This is a genomic window from Pseudomonas sp. W2Jun17, assembly GCF_023127795.1.
GTDB lineage: Bacteria > Pseudomonadota > Gammaproteobacteria > Pseudomonadales > Pseudomonadaceae > Aquipseudomonas > Aquipseudomonas synxantha_A.
In genome coordinates, this window is the sequence record NZ_SPKO01000003.1 from 252,707 (window position 1) to 267,810 (window position 15,104).

Genomic DNA, 15,104 nt, shown 5'->3' on the forward strand with positions numbered 1-15,104 from the left:
CTGAAAAGGTCGATGTATGGCCTCAATGGTTGCCGCTTTTGGTGTCCTGAACCCGCTTTACGGCGCTCAGGCTACACAGGATCCACAAGCGCTGTACAACCGAGTTTGCGTGGTTATGCTGATGCAGCGCGTGACCCAGGGTTTCAAGGCAATGCCGCCGCGTGGTTTGTGCATGGACTGCAGTACTGAGGATTACCAGGCCGTCATTGAGTTGGTGGTGAGTAAACCCGGTAGATAACTCTTAAACCCTTAGCCGTAGTTGGATTAGCTGATGAACAAACTGATCGTGAGTCTGCTGTTGACCTTGGGCATCACAGGCGCTGCCGTCGCTGCAGAGGGCCCCGTCAAAGGTGATGCCACTGCCGGTCAAGCGAAAGCCGCCGTATGTGGTGCCTGCCACGGGCCGGATGGCAACAGCCCGGCGCCGAACTTCCCCAAACTGGCCGGCCAGGGTGAACGTTACCTGAGCAAGCAGATGCACGACATCAAGGACGGCAAGCGCACAGTGCTGGAAATGACCGGCATGCTGACCAATCTCAACGATCAGGACCTGGCGGACCTCGCGGCGTATTTTGCCAGCCAGAAAGGCAGTGTGGGAGCTGCTGATCCTAAATTGGTCGCTCGCGGAGAAAAGCTGTTCCGTGGCGGTGACCTGGAAAAAGGCTTGCCTGCCTGCACCGGTTGCCACTCGCCAAATGGCGCTGGCATCGCCGCCGCTGGCTTCCCGCACCTGAGTGGCCAGCATGCTACCTATATCGCCAAACAGCTGACCGATTTCCGTAAGGAAGAGGCCGGACGAGCGAATGATGGCGACGCCGCAATCATGCGCACCATCGCTCGCAAGCTGAGTGACGAAGACATTGCAGCCGTCTCCAGTTACATCCAGGGCCTGCATTAAGTTGCACGCAACGTTAACACTCGATTAATCCCGCGATGCAAGCATAAAAGGGTGGCTCAGGCCGCCCTTTTTTGTGGCCGCTGCCGTTACACTAACGAACTCATGCCCGCGTAGACCTGTCACAACAAAGGTCGCGTGAGGCGACTTTATTTGTCCAGGAGTAAAGCATGCGTAATCTGATCCTCAGCGCCGCTCTCGTCACTGCCAGCCTCTTCGGCATGACCGCGCAAGCAGCCGATGTGCCGCTTGAAGCCGGTAAAACCTACGTTGAATTGGCTAACCCTGTACCGGTGTCGGTACCCGGCAAAATCGAAGTGGTGGAGCTGTTCTGGTATGGCTGCCCGCATTGCTACGCTTTTGAGCCGACCATCAACCCATGGGTTGAAAAGCTGCCCAAGGACGTTAACTTCCGTCGCCTTCCCGCCATGTTTGGTGGCCCATGGGATGCCCACGGCCAACTGTTCCTGACGCTCGAAGCCATGGGCGTGGAACACAAAGTACACAACGCTGTTTTCGAAGCGATCCAGAAGCAGGGCAAGCGCCTGACCAAGCCGGACGAAATGGCTGACTTCGTCGCCACCCAGGGCGTGGACAAGGACAAGTTCATGGCCACTTTCAATTCCTTCGCCATCCAGGGCCAGATCAAGCAGGCCAAGGAGCTCGCGCAGAAGTACGGTGTGCAAGGCGTTCCAACCCTGATCGTCAACGGCAAGTATCGTTTCGACCTGGGCACTGCCGGTGGTCCTGAAGCGGTCCTCAATGTTGCCGACCAACTGATCGCTAAAGAACGCGCAGCCAAGTAAGGGGCCCGCCATGCGCCGTTGGGGTACCGAACGCGTCGTTGGCCTGCACGAGCCGCAGGTCAACGAACACCACCTGCAAGCCACGGGCCTGCCGGCAGACAGCCGCTTGCGCCTGCTCAGCTTCAACATTCAGGTGGGCAACAGTACCGAGAAATACCGGCACTACCTCACCCGTGGCTGGCAGCACGTTCTACCGCACAAGGGGCGTACCGGTAACCTGCAGAAGATCGGCGACCTGCTCAGCGACTTCGACCTGGTCGCCTTGCAGGAGGCTGACGGCGGTAGCCTGCGCTCGGGCTACATCAACCAGGTGGAGCATCTTGCCCAGCTCGGCGCGTTTCCGTACTGGTATCAGCAGCTCAACCGCAACCTGGGGCGCCTGGCACAGCACAGTAATGGTGTGCTCAGCCGCTTGAAGCCGACCGCCATCGAGGATCACCCGCTGCCGGGTCCGAAAGGCCGCGGTGCGATCCTCGTGCGTTTCGGTGAAGGTCCTGAAGCCTTGGTGGTGGTGATGATGCACCTGGCACTCGGCGGACGTACCCGCAACCTGCAGCTTGCCTATGTGCGTGACCTGATTGGTAACTACAAGCACCAGGTGTTGATGGGGGACATGAACACCCATGCCAACGACCTGTTGCAGAATTCCCCGCTGCGCGACCTGGGCCTGTTGGCCCCGCAAGTCGAAGCCACATTTCCCAGCTGGCGCCCGCAGCGCTGCCTTGACCACATCCTGCTCAGCCCGAGCCTTACACTGGAAAGTGTGCGAGTGCTGGCGCAGCCCATTTCCGATCACCTGCCCGTCGCGGTAGAGATTCGTCTGCCGGGTTCGCTTACCGCTGATGCATTACCCGCGTTGAGCCCAGGCCCTCGCGGACCTCTTGCATGAGCGACGACGCCCAGCGCTGGAAAGAGAAATACCTCAAGAGCATCGAGCAACAAGACAAGCTCGAACGCCGCTGGGCCGCCCGCCTCGACCTGCTGCGCCGCGGCCTGGTGCGCAGCACGCTGGCGGCTGAAGGGACTGACCGCGCTGTTGATCAATGCATGAAAGAAATGCGTGATGTAGTGCGCACGGACGACATGGACGCAGCCCTCGCAGCGCTGTTGCCGCGCCTGGAAAAGGCTGTGCTGGATTCCGAGCAGCGCCGCGAAACCCGGGTTGACCAGATCAGCACCGCACTCACGGCCCTGGTTGCCCAGCTGCAAAAGCTTGCGTTGCCCCGCGAGGTGGCCCGCCCGCTGAAGGCCTTTGCCAAACAGCTCGATAGCCGCGTCGGCCAGGCGCGGGAGATACCGCTGTTGCTCAGTGAGCTAAGCAGCCTGCAAGGGCAGGCGCTGAATAATCTGGAGCCTGAAAGCGAAGCCTCACGCGCGGGTCCTGGGCTGCTGCAGCGCCTGTTTGGCAGTAAGGAGGCATCGAGTGACGCGCCACAGGTTGACGCTGCGCCACTGCCCGCCGTGCAGTTGGCGTCGTCAAAGCCCGCTGCGCCGCCACCTTCGCCCGAGCCGCAGGAGCCCGTACAGTCCGAAGAGTTGACCCAGGCCTTGCGTGCCTTTGCACCGCAACCACAAACGCCGCTCGCTCCCGCATCGGAACTGGTAGCGCCGGCCCCGGTGGAAGCGGCTCGCGACACCTTCGCATTCGAGGCACCGCCTTCTGCAGCCCCGATTGCTTCACCTGTGCAGGCCCCTGAGCCGCCGATAGAAGAGCCGGCCCCTGAAAGCGCGCTCGCCGCCTTTATTGAAGCGCCGCAGGTTGAAGTCGACGCGCCGGATCAAACCAGCATAGGTAGCCTGTCTCTCCCCCCTGTGCTGGAAGTTCCCGAGCCCGACGAACTGCAGTCCGATGGGATATACGCCCTGCCCGACTCGCCTGAGCCGTCCTACAGCTCGGTGGCCAAGCACATTGAAGATACGTTACTGGGCCTGTTGGAAGATCTGTCCCTGCCTGAACGTCACCGGCCCCAGGCCGAAGCCATGCGCGAGCGGCTTGCCCACGGCTTGAATTGGTACGAGCTGATCCCGATCCTGGATGACCTGGCGGTGCTGATGCTGGCGATCACCTACAGTGGCCAGCATGAGTTCGAGGCTTATCTCAAGCAACTCAACGAGCGCCTTGAGGCATTTCAGGGCCACCTGCAGGTGGCCAGCGAGGGCCATGCCGATAGCAGCCTGGCCGCGCGGGAGCTGGATACGCAGATTCGTGAACAGGTCGACGGGTTGCAAAGCAGCGTGCAGGAAGCCGCCGATCTGAGCAGCCTCAAGCAGGTACTCGAAAGCCATCTCGAAGGCTTGCTCGGGACCATGGACGAGCATCAGCAGCAGCGTGACCAACGTGAGCAGGAAGTGGCGGCGCGCCTAAAAACCCTGGCTGAGCGGGTGGCCAACATGGAGCAGGAAGCCCAGGGCTACCGTGAGCACCTGGAAGTACAGCGCCAGAAGGCCTTGCTCGATCCGCTGACCGGTCTGCCCAACCGGGCAGCGTGGAGCGAACGCCTTGATCACGAGGTCAACGCCTGGCATCAACGCGGCAACAGCCTGTCGCTGGCGATGCTCGACCTGGATCATTTCAAGCGCATCAATGATGGCTACGGTCATCTGGCGGGCGACAAGGTGCTCAAGATCATCGCCAACGTGCTGAGCAAGCGCCTGCGGCCCACCGACTTCATCGCGCGTTTCGGCGGTGAGGAGTTTGTGCTGCTGATGCCCGACTCAGCCTTGGCGGATGCCTTGGCTGTCGCTCAAGTATTGCGCGCGGCCATCGAGGCATGCCCGTTCCACTTCAAGGGCGAGCCGGTGACGATCACGGTGTCCATGGGCGTAGCGCAGTTTCAACCTGGCGAGCGCAGCGACTTGGCCCTCAAGCGAGCCGATGAAGCGCTTTACAGGGCCAAGGCAGCGGGACGCAATCAAGTGCAGGTGGCATAAAAGATGTTCCATTTTGTAATTTGACCGCCGGGCTAATTACGTTACGTTACACTGTTGCATTATCGTCTCTCAGTGTACTGCTCCTGCCATGAAATCCTTGTCTATTGCTTTTGTGTTTCTCCTGCTCGCCGGTTGCGCCAGCGGCCCGCGGCTGAATACCAGCCACCCTTCGGTGAACCACGACAACCGCGTGCAGTTTGTTGTCGTGCATTACACCTCTACCAACCTTGAGCGCTCGCTGGCATTGCTGACCCATGGCCAGGTGAGCAGCCATTACCTGATCGGCGACGACGCCTCAGGCACCATCTACAAGCTGGTGGATGAAAGCCAGCGTGCCTGGCACGCGGGGGAAAGCGAGTGGATGGGGCGCACCTGGCTCAATTCCAGCTCCATCGGCATCGAGATCGTCAACCCTGGGTTCCGTGATACGCCGACAGGGCGTGTGTGGTACCCGTATTCCGAAGCGCAGGTGCAGTCGCTGATCGTGCTGCTCAAGGACATCAGCAAGCGTAACGGTATCGACCCCAAGAACATCATCGGGCATAGCGACATTGCCCCACTGCGCAAGCTGGACCCGGGGCCGCTGTTCCCCTGGAAGCGCTTGGCCGCAGAAGGCTTGGCCGTCTGGCCGGATGCACAGGCCGTGGCCCGATTCCAGGTGCAGTACGGCGCTCAGCTGCCGAGCATCACCTGGTTCCAGGAAGAGCTCGCTCGCCTGGGCTATCAGACGCCGCAGACCGGGGAGCTGGACGTGGCCACGCGGCACGTGATCGCCGCCTTCCAGATGCGCTTCCGCCCTTCATTGTTTGATGGCACTCCGGACGCTGAAAGTGCTGCGATCCTGCGGGCCTTGAACCAGCGCTGATTGTGTATAGGTAGGAGCGAGCAAGCTCGCTCCTACAACGGTAATGCCATATAGAACTGCGTACCCTGCCCTGGTCGTGAATACACGCCCATGCGGCCGCCGTGCAACTGCACGATCTCCTTGCACAGGGCCAGCCCCAGGCCCGCGCCGCCTTTCTTGCGACCCACCTGCACAAAGGGTTCGAAGATTCGCCCTTGCTGGCCATAGGCGATACCTTCGCCGTTGTCTTCAACACTGATAATCACCCGTTCGCCATGACGCCGTGCCTGCAGGCGAATCTGCCCGCCTTCGGCGGTGTGGCGCAACGCGTTGCCGAGCAAATTGTCGAGCACGCGCTCCAGTTGCACCTGGTCGGCATACAGTCGCGGCAACTCCGGCTGGGCTTCCACCAGCAACTCAATGTGCTGCGCATTGGCGGGTTCGGGAAATCGCGCCCGTGCGTGTTCCAGCAGGTCGGTCACATCGCAGGCCCCCAGGGTGAGTTTTTGTAGGCCGTTCTGGTAGCGCGAGAAGTTGAGCAAGTCGTTGATCAACTGCATCAGGCGTTGCATTTCTTCGTTGACCGTATCCAGCAGGTCCGCTTCACGGGAGTCTGCCGGGAACTTCGCTCGCTCGCGAAACAGGCCGAAGGCCATATGCATGCCGGTCACCGGCGTGCGCAGCTCATGAGAGGCGCGCAACACGAACTCGCTACGCACTCGTTCGAAGGCGCGCTGTTCGGTAACGTCATGCAGCACCATCACAGCCCCCAGAATATGACCCTGTGTATGGCTCACAGGGGTCAGGCTGTAGGTCAGCAGGCGCAGTTCGCCCTCGACCTCTACTTCCAGATCATCCGGCGCCCGCTCCAGGTTGCCGCCGCGCAGCACCAGTTGCAGTTGTTCATCCATCTCTGCACGACCCAGGGCTTCGCCCAGGCCCTGACCTAGGCGCTCTTCGTCCCAGCCCAGTTGGCGTTGTGCAACCGGGTTGAGGTGCTCCAGGCAGCCCTGCCGATCAATCATCAGCAGGCCGTCATCAATACTGTCGAGCACGGCTTGCAGGCGCTGTTGGCCGGCCAGCAGTTCATCGACATTGGTGGCCTGATGCTGGCGCAATGCTTCGGCCATGATGCCGAAACGGCGGGTCAGCTGATTCATTTCCGCTGCTGAGGAGATAGGCAGCGTCACTTCAAAATCGCCCTGTCCGATCTTGTCGGCGGCTTTGGCCAGTGCCTCGATCGGTCCGCCAAAACGCCGCGCGATGCCATGGGCCGTGACAAAGCCAATGATCAACACTGCGAGGCCCACCAACCCGAGCAGCCCTGCAATCAATAACGCGCGCTCACGGGACTTGTGCTCGCTGGCGCTGATGTTCTCCAGTGCCTGCTTGTGATCGGCAATCAGTCCGTTGCGCAGTATGTTGAAGGTTTCAGTGATTTTTTCCTTGCTGCCCGGCGGCGGTGTTTCCTGCTGGGATTGGTCGAACGCTTCGAGCAGGTTCTGGTAGTCGGAGCGGGCCTGGCCAAAGCCATGGCTTTTACCGATCGACTGCTCATGGGCAACGCCTTGGTCCAGCAGGTCGAAATAATGCTGCTTGGAGGCCCTCAGGGCCTCAGGGTCGGGTCGTTTCTCCAGCATCATGATCAGCTGGTCGCCCAGGCTCTGACGCAACTTGAGCCCCAGGTCCAGCGTGATGAAGTTACTGCGAATCAGCGATTCCTGGGTCTTGGCCATTTGCATGACGCTGACCAGGCCCAGGATCAATCCCAGCAAGGCCACGGTGATCAGCGCTGAAATGCTCAGAAATAACCGAGTGCGCAGTTTCATCGCGAGCTTCATAAGGTCCTGCTCACAGGTTGTACTGTTTGCGTTTGCGGTACAGGGTCGACGCGTCGATGCCGAGGGTGCGGGCTGCTTGATCCAGCGTGTCACTGGTGGCGAGCACGGCGCCGATATGGGCTTTTTCCAGCTCGTCCAGGCTCAACGCCGCGCCGATACGGGGCGCGTTGTTGGTCGGTTGCTCAGCCATCCCCAAATGGCTGATCTCTACCTTCTCCTGAGGGCAGATGATGCTGGCGCGCTCCACTACGTTACGCAGCTCGCGAATGTTGCCGGGCCAGCGATAGTTGAGCAGCGCTTCACGGGCCTGATCACTGAATCCGCGCGCGGGGCGGGCGTATTCCTTGACGAAGCGTGCCAGGAAGCGGTCAGCCAGGGTAAGGATGTCTTCACTGCGTTCGCGCAGCGGCGGCAGGTGCAGGGTGATGACATTGAGGCGGTACAGCAAGTCTTCCCGGAAGCGGCCGTCGCGCACCATGTCTTCCAGGTTCAGGTTGGTGGCGGCGAGGATGCGCACGTCGGCGCGGCGGGTGACTGGGTCGCCCACACGCTCATATTCCTTATCCTGAATGAAGCGCAGCAGCTTTGGTTGCAACGTGAGGGGAAAATCGCCGATCTCGTCGAGAAACAACGTGCCGCCGTCAGCCTGGTTAACGCGTCCCAAGGTGCTTTCACTGGCGCCGGTGAACGCGCCGCGACTATGGCCGAACAGTTCGCTCTCCATCAGCTCGGCGGTCAGTGACGGGCAGTTGATGGTCACGCAAGACTTCTTGGAGCGTTTGCTCCAGCCGTGAATGGCACGGGCCAGCTCACCTTTACCGGTGCCGGACTCGCCGAGGATCAAGATGTTTGCATCGGTCCCGGCCACTTGGCGCGCAGTTTCCAGTACCACCATCATCGACGGGCTGTGAGAGTCGAGGCCATCCTTGGGCTGGCGCACTGCGCCTTCCAGGGCCTCCAGTCGCGCAGAGAGCTGGCGTACTTCCAGTTGCTTGGCGGTGGCCAGGCGTAATTGGTCCGGACTGCAAGGTTTGACCAGGTAGTCGGCGGCACCGGCCTGGATTGCGTCCACGGCGGTATCCACGGCGGAGTGGGCCGTGACGATCACCACACGCATCCACGGAGCCTGGATACGCATCTGCGCGAGTACATCCAGGCCGTTGTCCTCGCCCAGGCGCAAGTCCAGAAAGCACAGGTCAAACACCTGGCGCTGCATCAGGGCATCGGCCTGGGCGGCGCTGTTGGCGGTGGCAACGGTGTAGCCCTCGTCTTCCAGGCAATAACGGAACGTGCGGAGGATTGCGGATTCGTCATCCACTAAAAGAATGCGGCCTTGAAGCTCCTTGGCTGAATCCATCTGTCCCGCGCTCCTTAACTATTAAATAAGATGGTGTTTAGTCCCGGAATAATCGGGCAAGTTGCATGGTTTATTCTGATTCATAAAAGGCATCTTCGTGTAGGTATCTACACGCCTTCCTACAAAGCGCCGGCTGATAGCCTTTTTGTGCGTTATCGCGACTTCGGCAACTGAGCGTGCGCTTTCGATCCCCTGACCCGACCACTGGCCATCGTGCATTTCGCACGGCATCTAAAGAGGCATCGTGCAGGATGCTGGGTGCAACATCCTTGAATTTCACATAACCTATTGATTTTATTGTGTTTTATTTTGCAATAAAGCTGGCACGCAGTCTGCAATATCCCTCCCAAGAGTGTCATGAACGAATAATCAGAATGCGGGAGAACAGCAGCATGACTCGCCAAAGCCTCAGCCAATTGCGTGTATCGCCGCTGCGTATGCAGCAGGGCCTGTTTGCCAGCCTGGCCTTGATGGTCACGTTGATTGCCGGCCAGCAGATGCAGCACTGGCAGCAGAGTGAGCAGCCAGCCCCGCAATTTGAGCGTCCGGTGATGACCCAGACCCATTTCCGTTCCATTGGCAGCGCCAGCGCTAATGTAACTGCCCCGCAATTGAGCTTGGTCGATCAGGATTCCACTCTGGACGAACTGCATGCTCAAGAGCGCTGGGTGTTCTAGGCAAGAACAAGTCGCTTGTGTTGAGCGACTGCACGGCACTACCGCTGTTACCCCTATAGAAGCATAAGGAGAATCACCATGTTGAGTTGGGCAATCACATTTCTGATCATCGCCATTGTCGCTGCAGTCCTGGGCTTCGGTGGTATCGCTGGCACCGCCACCGGCATCGCCAAGATCCTGTTTGTCGTCTTCCTGGTGATGTTCATTGCTTCGTTCTTCTTTGGTCGTAAAGGCCGAGGTTGAATATGACCACTCTGCCTTTTAAAGCCATTGCTGCCGCCCTGCTCTTGGGCGGCAGCAGCCTGGCGATGGCCGCCAATGACGGGCAATCCCGGGCGAACGAATTGCTCAATTCGGATCCGCAATACCGTGAAACCTGGCAAGGCGTGGTGAAGAAAGAAGAGCGTCTGCCGGAATGGGTGATGAACCTGTCCGGCACCGCTGAGCAAATGAACGCTGTCGAGGAAGATGGCGACAAGTACTTGGTCGGGCCGCTGTGTGAAACCGCGGATACCTGCCGGAGCAAGCGTTTGATCGTGGCCTTCAGCTTCGATAAAGAAGATGCCTATGCCATGTTGGTGGAAGTCCCAGCCGGTTTGCCGGCCGACAAGTCTCCGACGCGGCACGCCGATTACCGTTTTATCGGTAAACCGGACGAAGGTATGCAAAAGCTGCTGATGGAGCAGTTAAAGAAAGATCCGAATTGGTACTAGGTTCCGTCTGAGACGGAGCCAGCGTCCATAGAAAGAAGCCCCTGCGCTTCTTTCTGTTTGCATCACTCGCCAAGGGTGGTGCATGACCAGGGGGCCGGGTTGCTCTGATCGATCAAGATCGGCGTGACCTACGGGCACAGGGAGTGCCTGCGAAAGGGCCGGGTCAGGCCAAAAGCTGCGACGCAAGTTCACAAGTCCTCAAGCTTGCTGAACTTGCGGCGGGCTTATGACTCTCATGCCCGCGCTTGGCTCTCGCTTCATGGCTCTCGCTTTATGCCTCTCATAGTCGCAATTTTGCTTTTTGCCTCTCGCCAACCATTACCGGGTATGTCGACGCGACCATCTATCGAGAAATTTTCAGACGCGCCATAGGACATTTCCGGTGCTAGGTGATGGATTTCTCACGCATTTCTGCCAAACGTTGCAAGTCGTTCAGTATCACTGAGCGAGCCTGATTTGGCCGCCTCACGGCATATTCACCCGCCTGAATGGCGTATTCGAACTGACCGTTTGGACAATTATTTTCAAAAAAAGCCATGCCGATTCGGCATAGGGTAGGCGTTTACGGCATTAGACGTCGCTCCCTTGCATGGGAATAGTTGCGCCTTTTTTCGCCTACCAGTAAGCCATTTCGGCCACGCTGCGGTGACCTTCCATGGAGGCTGATGCACACACTTTTTCGCTTTCGAGCGTTGCAGCTGGCGCATTTGCCATAAGTCCACTTGAAGTAAGGGTAATGACATGAAGAAGGCAAAGCTAAGCCTCGCCTGGCAGATCCTCATCGGTTTGGTACTGGGGATCGCAATCGGTGCAGTGCTCAACCATTTCAGTGCTGAAAAGGCCTGGTGGATCAGCAATGTATTGCAGCCGGCAGGCGATATCTTTATCCGCCTGATCAAGATGATCGTGATCCCGATTGTGATTTCCTCGCTGATCGTCGGCATTGCCGGTGTGGGCGACGCGAAAAAGCTCGGTCGCATCGGCGTCAAAACCATCCTTTACTTCGAAGTGGTCACTACCATCGCCATCGTGGTTGGCCTGCTGCTGGCCAACCTGTTCCACCCGGGCGCCGGCATCGACATGAGTACCCTGGGTACCGTCGACATCTCCAAGTACCAGGCGACCGCCGCCGAGGTGCAGCATGAACATGCGTTCATCGAAACCATCCTCAACCTGATCCCATCGAACATCTTCGCGGCGGTTGCCCGTGGTGAAATGCTGCCGATCATCTTCTTCTCGGTGCTGTTCGGCCTGGGCTTGTCGAGCCTCAAGCCTGAGCTGCGCGAGCCGCTGGTGACGATGTTCCAGGGCGTGTCCGAGAGCATGTTCAAAGTCACTCACATGATCATGAAGTACGCCCCTATCGGCGTGTTTGCCCTGATCGCGGTGACCGTCGCCAACTTCGGCTTTGCCTCCTTGCTGCCGCTGGCCAAGCTGGTGATCCTGGTTTACGTCGCCATCCTGTTCTTCGCCTTCGCGGTACTGGGCCTGATCGCCCGTCTGTTTGGCTTCTCGATCCTGAAAGTGATGCGCATCTTCAAGGATGAGTTGGTACTGGCTTACTCCACCGCCAGTTCCGAAACTGTGCTGCCCCGGGTGATCGAGAAGATGGAAGCCTACGGCGCGCCGAAGGCGATCTGCAGCTTCGTGGTGCCGACCGGTTATTCGTTCAACCTCGACGGTTCGACCCTGTACCAGAGCATCGCGGCAATCTTTATTGCCCAGCTGTATGGCATTGACCTGTCGATCGGCCAGCAACTGATGCTGGTTCTGACCCTGATGGTTACCTCCAAAGGTATCGCCGGCGTGCCGGGTGTGTCCTTTGTAGTGTTGCTGGCTACCCTGGGCAGCGTGGGCATCCCGCTGGAAGGCTTGGCGTTTATCGCCGGTGTCGACCGTGTGATGGACATGGCGCGTACCGCACTGAACGTGATCGGCAATGCCTTGGCCGTATTGGTCATCTCCCGTTGGGAAGGCATGTACGATGACGCCAAGGGCGAGCGCTACTGGAACTCCCTGCCGCACTGGCGCAGCAAGGAAGCGTTGCCAGCCGGCGAGACTACTCGCGGCTGATAGCACGATTGCGCTGACACGAACCCCGGATAATTCCGGGGTTTGTCGTTTCTGTCAGCCCCGCTATCATTCGCCCCATCTTTCGGGGGATTCAACTGATGCTAAATGGCCTGTGGCTTGGCTTCTTTGTCGTGGCAATGGTGTCAGCACTGGCGCAATGGCTGGTGGGCGGTAACGCCGGGATTTTTGCGGCGATGGTCGAAAGCATTTTCGCCATGGCCAAATTGTCGGTGGAAGTCATGGTGCTGCTGTTCGGCACCCTGACCTTGTGGCTGGGCTTTTTGCGCATCGCTGAAAAAGCCGGGATCGTCGATTGGCTGGCCAAGGCGCTCGGCCCGTTGTTTCGAAGGCTGATGCCGGAAGTGCCTGCCGGTCACCCTGCCATCGGCCTGATCACCCTCAACTTCGCCGCCAACGGTTTGGGCCTGGACAACGCCGCCACGCCCATCGGCCTGAAAGCCATGAAGGCCTTGCAGGAACTCAACCCCATCCCCAACACGGCGAGCAACGCGCAGATCCTGTTCCTGGTGCTCAATGCGTCCTCGCTGACCCTGTTGCCGGTGACCATCTTCATGTACCGCGCCCAGCAAGGCGCCGCCGATCCGACGCTGGTGTTCCTGCCGATCCTGCTGGCCACCAGCGCATCGACCCTGGTGGGCCTGCTGTCGGTGGCGGTGATGCAACGCCTGCGGTTGTGGGACCCGGTGGTGCTGGCTTATCTGATTCCTGGCGCGTTGGTGCTGGGCGGCTTCATGGCGCTGCTGGCGACACTCTCGGCCACGGCGCTGGCCGGTTTATCCTCGATCCTGGGCAACCTCACGTTGTTTGGCCTGATCATGCTGTTTCTGGTGATCGGCGCGTTGCGCAAGGTCAAGGTGTACGAGGCCTTCGTCGAAGGGGCCAAGGAAGGCTTCGACGTGGCCAAGAACCTGTTGCCCTACCTGGTGGCGATGCTGTGTGCGGTGGGCGTGTTGCGGGCCTCGGGCGCGTTGGACTTCGGCCTGGAAGGGATTCGCCATGTGGTGGCCTGGACGGGCATGGATACACGGTTTGTCGATGCGCTACCGACTGCGATGGTCAAGCCTTTCTCCGGCAGTGCGGCACGGGCGATGCTGATCGAGACCATGCAGACCCAGGGTGTGGACAGCTTCCCGGCCTTGGTGGCGGCGACAATACAGGGCAGTACTGAGACCACCTTCTATGTGTTGGCGGTGTACTTTGGTTCGGTGGGCATCCAGCGCGCACGACATGCGGTGGGCTGTGCGTTGCTGGCGGAGTTTGCCGGTGTCGTGGCGGCTATTGCGGTGTGCTACTGGTTCTTCGGTTAAGCCTTAGATTGCTATCGGGGGCAAGCCCCCTCCCACATTTTGAATGCATTCGCAGATCAAGTGTGGGAGGGGGCTTGCCCCCGATGAGGCTGTCAGCGTTTAGAGGAAGCCTTGCCTTGCTGCACCACCCAATCCACCACCTGCTTGTTCAACTGATCCCCCACCTTTCCAAAGGCTGCCACCACCGCCGGCACCTTGGTATCACCCACCGGCTGCCTTACCTCAAACCGCCGGCTGGCAATAATCCGCTGATCGCTGCCGCGCACCAAACGCGCATCCAGGCGAATCACCACCTCCACCGCGTCACCCCGGTATTCACTTTGAAACGCCTGCAACTGCCCGCCCAACTCATAGTCGGCTTGCAGGTTGGTCTCGTCGGTACTCAGCAGCGTTACCCGTCCATCGCGTTGGAAGCCGTCCAGCAGGCGGTTGCGTAAGAGTACCGGCGCCGGGTCGCTCCAGCGTGAGTTCGCATAGCTGCTGATCAGGTTGCCGTCAGGCACCACGGCAATGCGTGGACTGTCGAGAAACTCGCTGGTCTGGGGTTTGGCTACGCGCAGCGACCAACTCACCGGCGTGCCTTGGGTGGTTGGTTGGGTGGACACCAGGCGGTACACGTCTGACGGGTCAGGCTTGGGCAGAATCGAGCAGGCGCTGAGCAGTGCCAGGGCCACAGGGGCGATCATCAGGTAAGCACGCTTCATGGCGTGAACTCCTTGTTCTTGTCACTGCCCAGCAGGTAACCGCTGGGGTTGGCTTCCAGGCGACGGGAGATGGCGCGCAGCGAACCGAGGGTTTCACGCAGCTCACGCACCGCTGGCGCCAGTTCGTTGAGGCCCTGCATACCGCTGTTCACCGAGTCCTGGTTGTTGGTCAGCAAGCTGTTGATGGTGGCGGTGCTTTGCTCCAGGGATTTCATCGCCTGCTCGGCGCTGCCGAAGGCTTGCTTGCCTTGCTCGTTGAGCAGGCCATTGGCGCTGCGCATCAACACGGTGGTTTGTTCCAGCGCGGCACCCGCCTGTTTGCTCACCTGCATCAATTGCTGCATTACCACCTTGATGTCGCCGCGTTGCTCGGCGATGGCACCGGTGGTTTGTTGCAGGTTATCCAGGGTGTTGCTCAAGCGTTCGACGTTTTCCCGGGAGAACATGTGGTTGGCGTTGTGCAGCAGCAGGTTGACGCTGGTCATCAGGTCGTTGCTGTTATTGAGCAGGCGCGCGATGGGCGATGGCGAGGCGATGATTTCCGGCAGGTTGCCGTTCTTGCCCTTGAGTTCCGGGCTCTGCGGGGTGCCGCCGCTGAGCTGGATGATCGAGGTGCCGGTGATGCCGGTCAGCGCCAGCTTGGCCTGGGTGTCTTCCTTGATCGGCGTCTGCCCGGCCAGGCGGATGCGGGCGAGGACGCGACGCGGGTCTTTGGGGTCCAGGCGCAGGCTGGTGACGTCGCCTACCTTGATCCCGCTGTACTGCACCGCACTGCCTTGGGACAGGCCGCTGACCGCTTCGTTGAAGATCACTTCGTAATCCTGGAAGGCGCTGTCGACGCTGGATTTGGCCAGCCATAGGCCGAAGAGCATAGCGCCGACCACCACAATTACGCTGAACAGTCCGATCATCACATGATGGGCTCGGGTTTCCAT

15 protein-coding genes are annotated in these 15,104 nt (G+C 59.7%); 11 read left to right on the plus strand and 4 right to left on the minus strand.

Annotated features, from left to right (window positions below; translation table 11 throughout):
• Positions 1–16: 16 nt before the first annotated feature.
• The 6 genes from E4O98_RS02130 (at position 17) to E4O98_RS02155 (ending at position 5,497) form a co-directional block, all read left to right on the plus strand.
• Positions 17–238: a cytochrome gene (locus E4O98_RS02130; RefSeq protein WP_148854269.1), complete on the plus strand. Its 222-nt coding sequence runs from the start codon at positions 17–19 to the stop codon at positions 236–238.
• Between the two features lie 33 nt (positions 239–271).
• Positions 272–898, plus strand: coding sequence for a cytochrome c4 (locus E4O98_RS02135; protein ID WP_032878549.1), 627 nt, complete (start codon positions 272–274; stop codon positions 896–898).
• A gap of 167 nt (positions 899–1,065) precedes the next feature.
• Positions 1,066–1,701: a thiol:disulfide interchange protein DsbA gene (gene dsbA / locus E4O98_RS02140; RefSeq protein WP_032878548.1), complete on the plus strand. Its 636-nt coding sequence runs from the start codon at positions 1,066–1,068 to the stop codon at positions 1,699–1,701.
• A 10-nt stretch (positions 1,702–1,711) separates the two neighbouring features.
• Entirely contained in the window at positions 1,712–2,590 is an 879-nt protein-coding gene (locus E4O98_RS02145; RefSeq protein ID WP_005783460.1) for an endonuclease/exonuclease/phosphatase family protein, read from the plus strand.
• A complete protein-coding gene (locus E4O98_RS02150; protein ID WP_248134038.1) occupies positions 2,587–4,632 on the plus strand; it encodes a GGDEF domain-containing protein in 2,046 nt (681 codons plus the stop codon). The genes E4O98_RS02145 and E4O98_RS02150 overlap by 4 nt, the downstream gene beginning before the upstream one ends.
• 88 nt (positions 4,633–4,720) lie before the next feature.
• Positions 4,721–5,497: an N-acetylmuramoyl-L-alanine amidase gene (locus E4O98_RS02155; protein ID WP_078822724.1), complete on the plus strand. Its 777-nt coding sequence runs from the start codon at positions 4,721–4,723 to the stop codon at positions 5,495–5,497.
• A 32-nt stretch (positions 5,498–5,529) separates the two neighbouring features.
• On the opposite strand, the gene E4O98_RS02160 is transcribed toward E4O98_RS02155, so the two are convergent.
• Positions 5,530–7,317 (minus strand): ATP-binding protein, encoded by a 1,788-nt coding sequence (locus E4O98_RS02160; protein WP_248134039.1) that lies wholly within the window; start codon positions 7,315–7,317, stop codon positions 5,530–5,532.
• Positions 7,318–7,327: 10 nt separating this feature from the next.
• Positions 7,328–8,674, minus strand: coding sequence for a sigma-54-dependent response regulator transcription factor AlgB (algB, locus tag E4O98_RS02165; RefSeq protein ID WP_032878543.1), 1,347 nt, complete (start codon positions 8,672–8,674; stop codon positions 7,328–7,330).
• A 392-nt stretch (positions 8,675–9,066) separates the two neighbouring features.
• On the opposite strand from algB, the gene E4O98_RS02170 reads away from it, so the two are divergent.
• The 5 genes from E4O98_RS02170 to E4O98_RS02190 all read left to right on the plus strand — a co-directional run bounded on the left by E4O98_RS02170 (position 9,067) and on the right by E4O98_RS02190 (position 13,465).
• Positions 9,067–9,351, plus strand: a complete 285-nt coding sequence (locus E4O98_RS02170) for a hypothetical protein (RefSeq protein WP_248134041.1) — start codon at positions 9,067–9,069, stop codon at positions 9,349–9,351.
• A gap of 78 nt (positions 9,352–9,429) precedes the next feature.
• Positions 9,430–9,594, plus strand: a complete 165-nt coding sequence (locus E4O98_RS02175; protein ID WP_003187386.1) for a DUF1328 domain-containing protein — start codon at positions 9,430–9,432, stop codon at positions 9,592–9,594.
• Positions 9,595–9,596: 2 nt separating this feature from the next.
• Entirely contained in the window at positions 9,597–10,064 is a 468-nt protein-coding gene (locus E4O98_RS02180) for an inhibitor of vertebrate lysozyme family protein (protein WP_248134044.1), read from the plus strand.
• A gap of 741 nt (positions 10,065–10,805) precedes the next feature.
• Complete coding sequence (gltP, locus tag E4O98_RS02185; protein ID WP_005783475.1) at positions 10,806–12,137, plus strand: glutamate/aspartate:proton symporter GltP; 1,332 nt, start codon at positions 10,806–10,808, stop codon at positions 12,135–12,137.
• Between the two features lie 98 nt (positions 12,138–12,235).
• Positions 12,236–13,465, plus strand: a complete 1,230-nt coding sequence (locus E4O98_RS02190) for a spore maturation protein (RefSeq protein ID WP_005783476.1) — start codon at positions 12,236–12,238, stop codon at positions 13,463–13,465.
• Between the two features lie 92 nt (positions 13,466–13,557).
• Here the strand turns inward: E4O98_RS02190 and E4O98_RS02195 are convergent, their stop codons facing one another.
• Together E4O98_RS02195 and E4O98_RS02200 are read right to left on the minus strand one after the other, a co-directional pair.
• A complete protein-coding gene (locus E4O98_RS02195; protein WP_032878540.1) occupies positions 13,558–14,169 on the minus strand; it encodes an ABC-type transport auxiliary lipoprotein family protein in 612 nt (203 codons plus the stop codon).
• Positions 14,166–15,104, minus strand: coding sequence for an MlaD family protein (locus E4O98_RS02200; RefSeq protein ID WP_005783479.1), 939 nt, complete (start codon positions 15,102–15,104; stop codon positions 14,166–14,168). The genes E4O98_RS02195 and E4O98_RS02200 overlap by 4 nt, the downstream gene beginning before the upstream one ends.

Bases quoted from the DNA above. Each gene is read 5' to 3' on its own strand.
- E4O98_RS02175 (WP_003187386.1), top strand. From the start codon at position 9,430: ATGTTGAGTTGGGCAATCACATTTCTGATCATCGCCATTGTCGCTGCA.
- algB (WP_032878543.1), bottom strand. From the start codon at position 8,674: ATGGATTCAGCCAAGGAGCTTCAAGGCCGCATTCTTTTAGTGGATGAC.
- E4O98_RS02155 (WP_078822724.1), top strand. From the start codon at position 4,721: ATGAAATCCTTGTCTATTGCTTTTGTGTTTCTCCTGCTCGCCGGTTGC.
- E4O98_RS02160 (WP_248134039.1), bottom strand. From the start codon at position 7,317: ATGAAGCTCGCGATGAAACTGCGCACTCGGTTATTTCTGAGCATTTCA.
- E4O98_RS02145 (WP_005783460.1), top strand. From the start codon at position 1,712: ATGCGCCGTTGGGGTACCGAACGCGTCGTTGGCCTGCACGAGCCGCAG.
- E4O98_RS02190 (WP_005783476.1), top strand. From the start codon at position 12,236: ATGCTAAATGGCCTGTGGCTTGGCTTCTTTGTCGTGGCAATGGTGTCA.
- E4O98_RS02130 (WP_148854269.1), top strand. From the start codon at position 17: ATGGCCTCAATGGTTGCCGCTTTTGGTGTCCTGAACCCGCTTTACGGC.
- E4O98_RS02135 (WP_032878549.1), top strand. From the start codon at position 272: ATGAACAAACTGATCGTGAGTCTGCTGTTGACCTTGGGCATCACAGGC.
- E4O98_RS02150 (WP_248134038.1), top strand. From the start codon at position 2,587: ATGAGCGACGACGCCCAGCGCTGGAAAGAGAAATACCTCAAGAGCATC.
- E4O98_RS02195 (WP_032878540.1), bottom strand. From the start codon at position 14,169: ATGAAGCGTGCTTACCTGATGATCGCCCCTGTGGCCCTGGCACTGCTC.
- E4O98_RS02170 (WP_248134041.1), top strand. From the start codon at position 9,067: ATGACTCGCCAAAGCCTCAGCCAATTGCGTGTATCGCCGCTGCGTATG.
- dsbA (WP_032878548.1), top strand. From the start codon at position 1,066: ATGCGTAATCTGATCCTCAGCGCCGCTCTCGTCACTGCCAGCCTCTTC.
- E4O98_RS02200 (WP_005783479.1), bottom strand. From the start codon at position 15,104: ATGGAAACCCGAGCCCATCATGTGATGATCGGACTGTTCAGCGTAATT.
- E4O98_RS02180 (WP_248134044.1), top strand. From the start codon at position 9,597: ATGACCACTCTGCCTTTTAAAGCCATTGCTGCCGCCCTGCTCTTGGGC.
- gltP (WP_005783475.1), top strand. From the start codon at position 10,806: ATGAAGAAGGCAAAGCTAAGCCTCGCCTGGCAGATCCTCATCGGTTTG.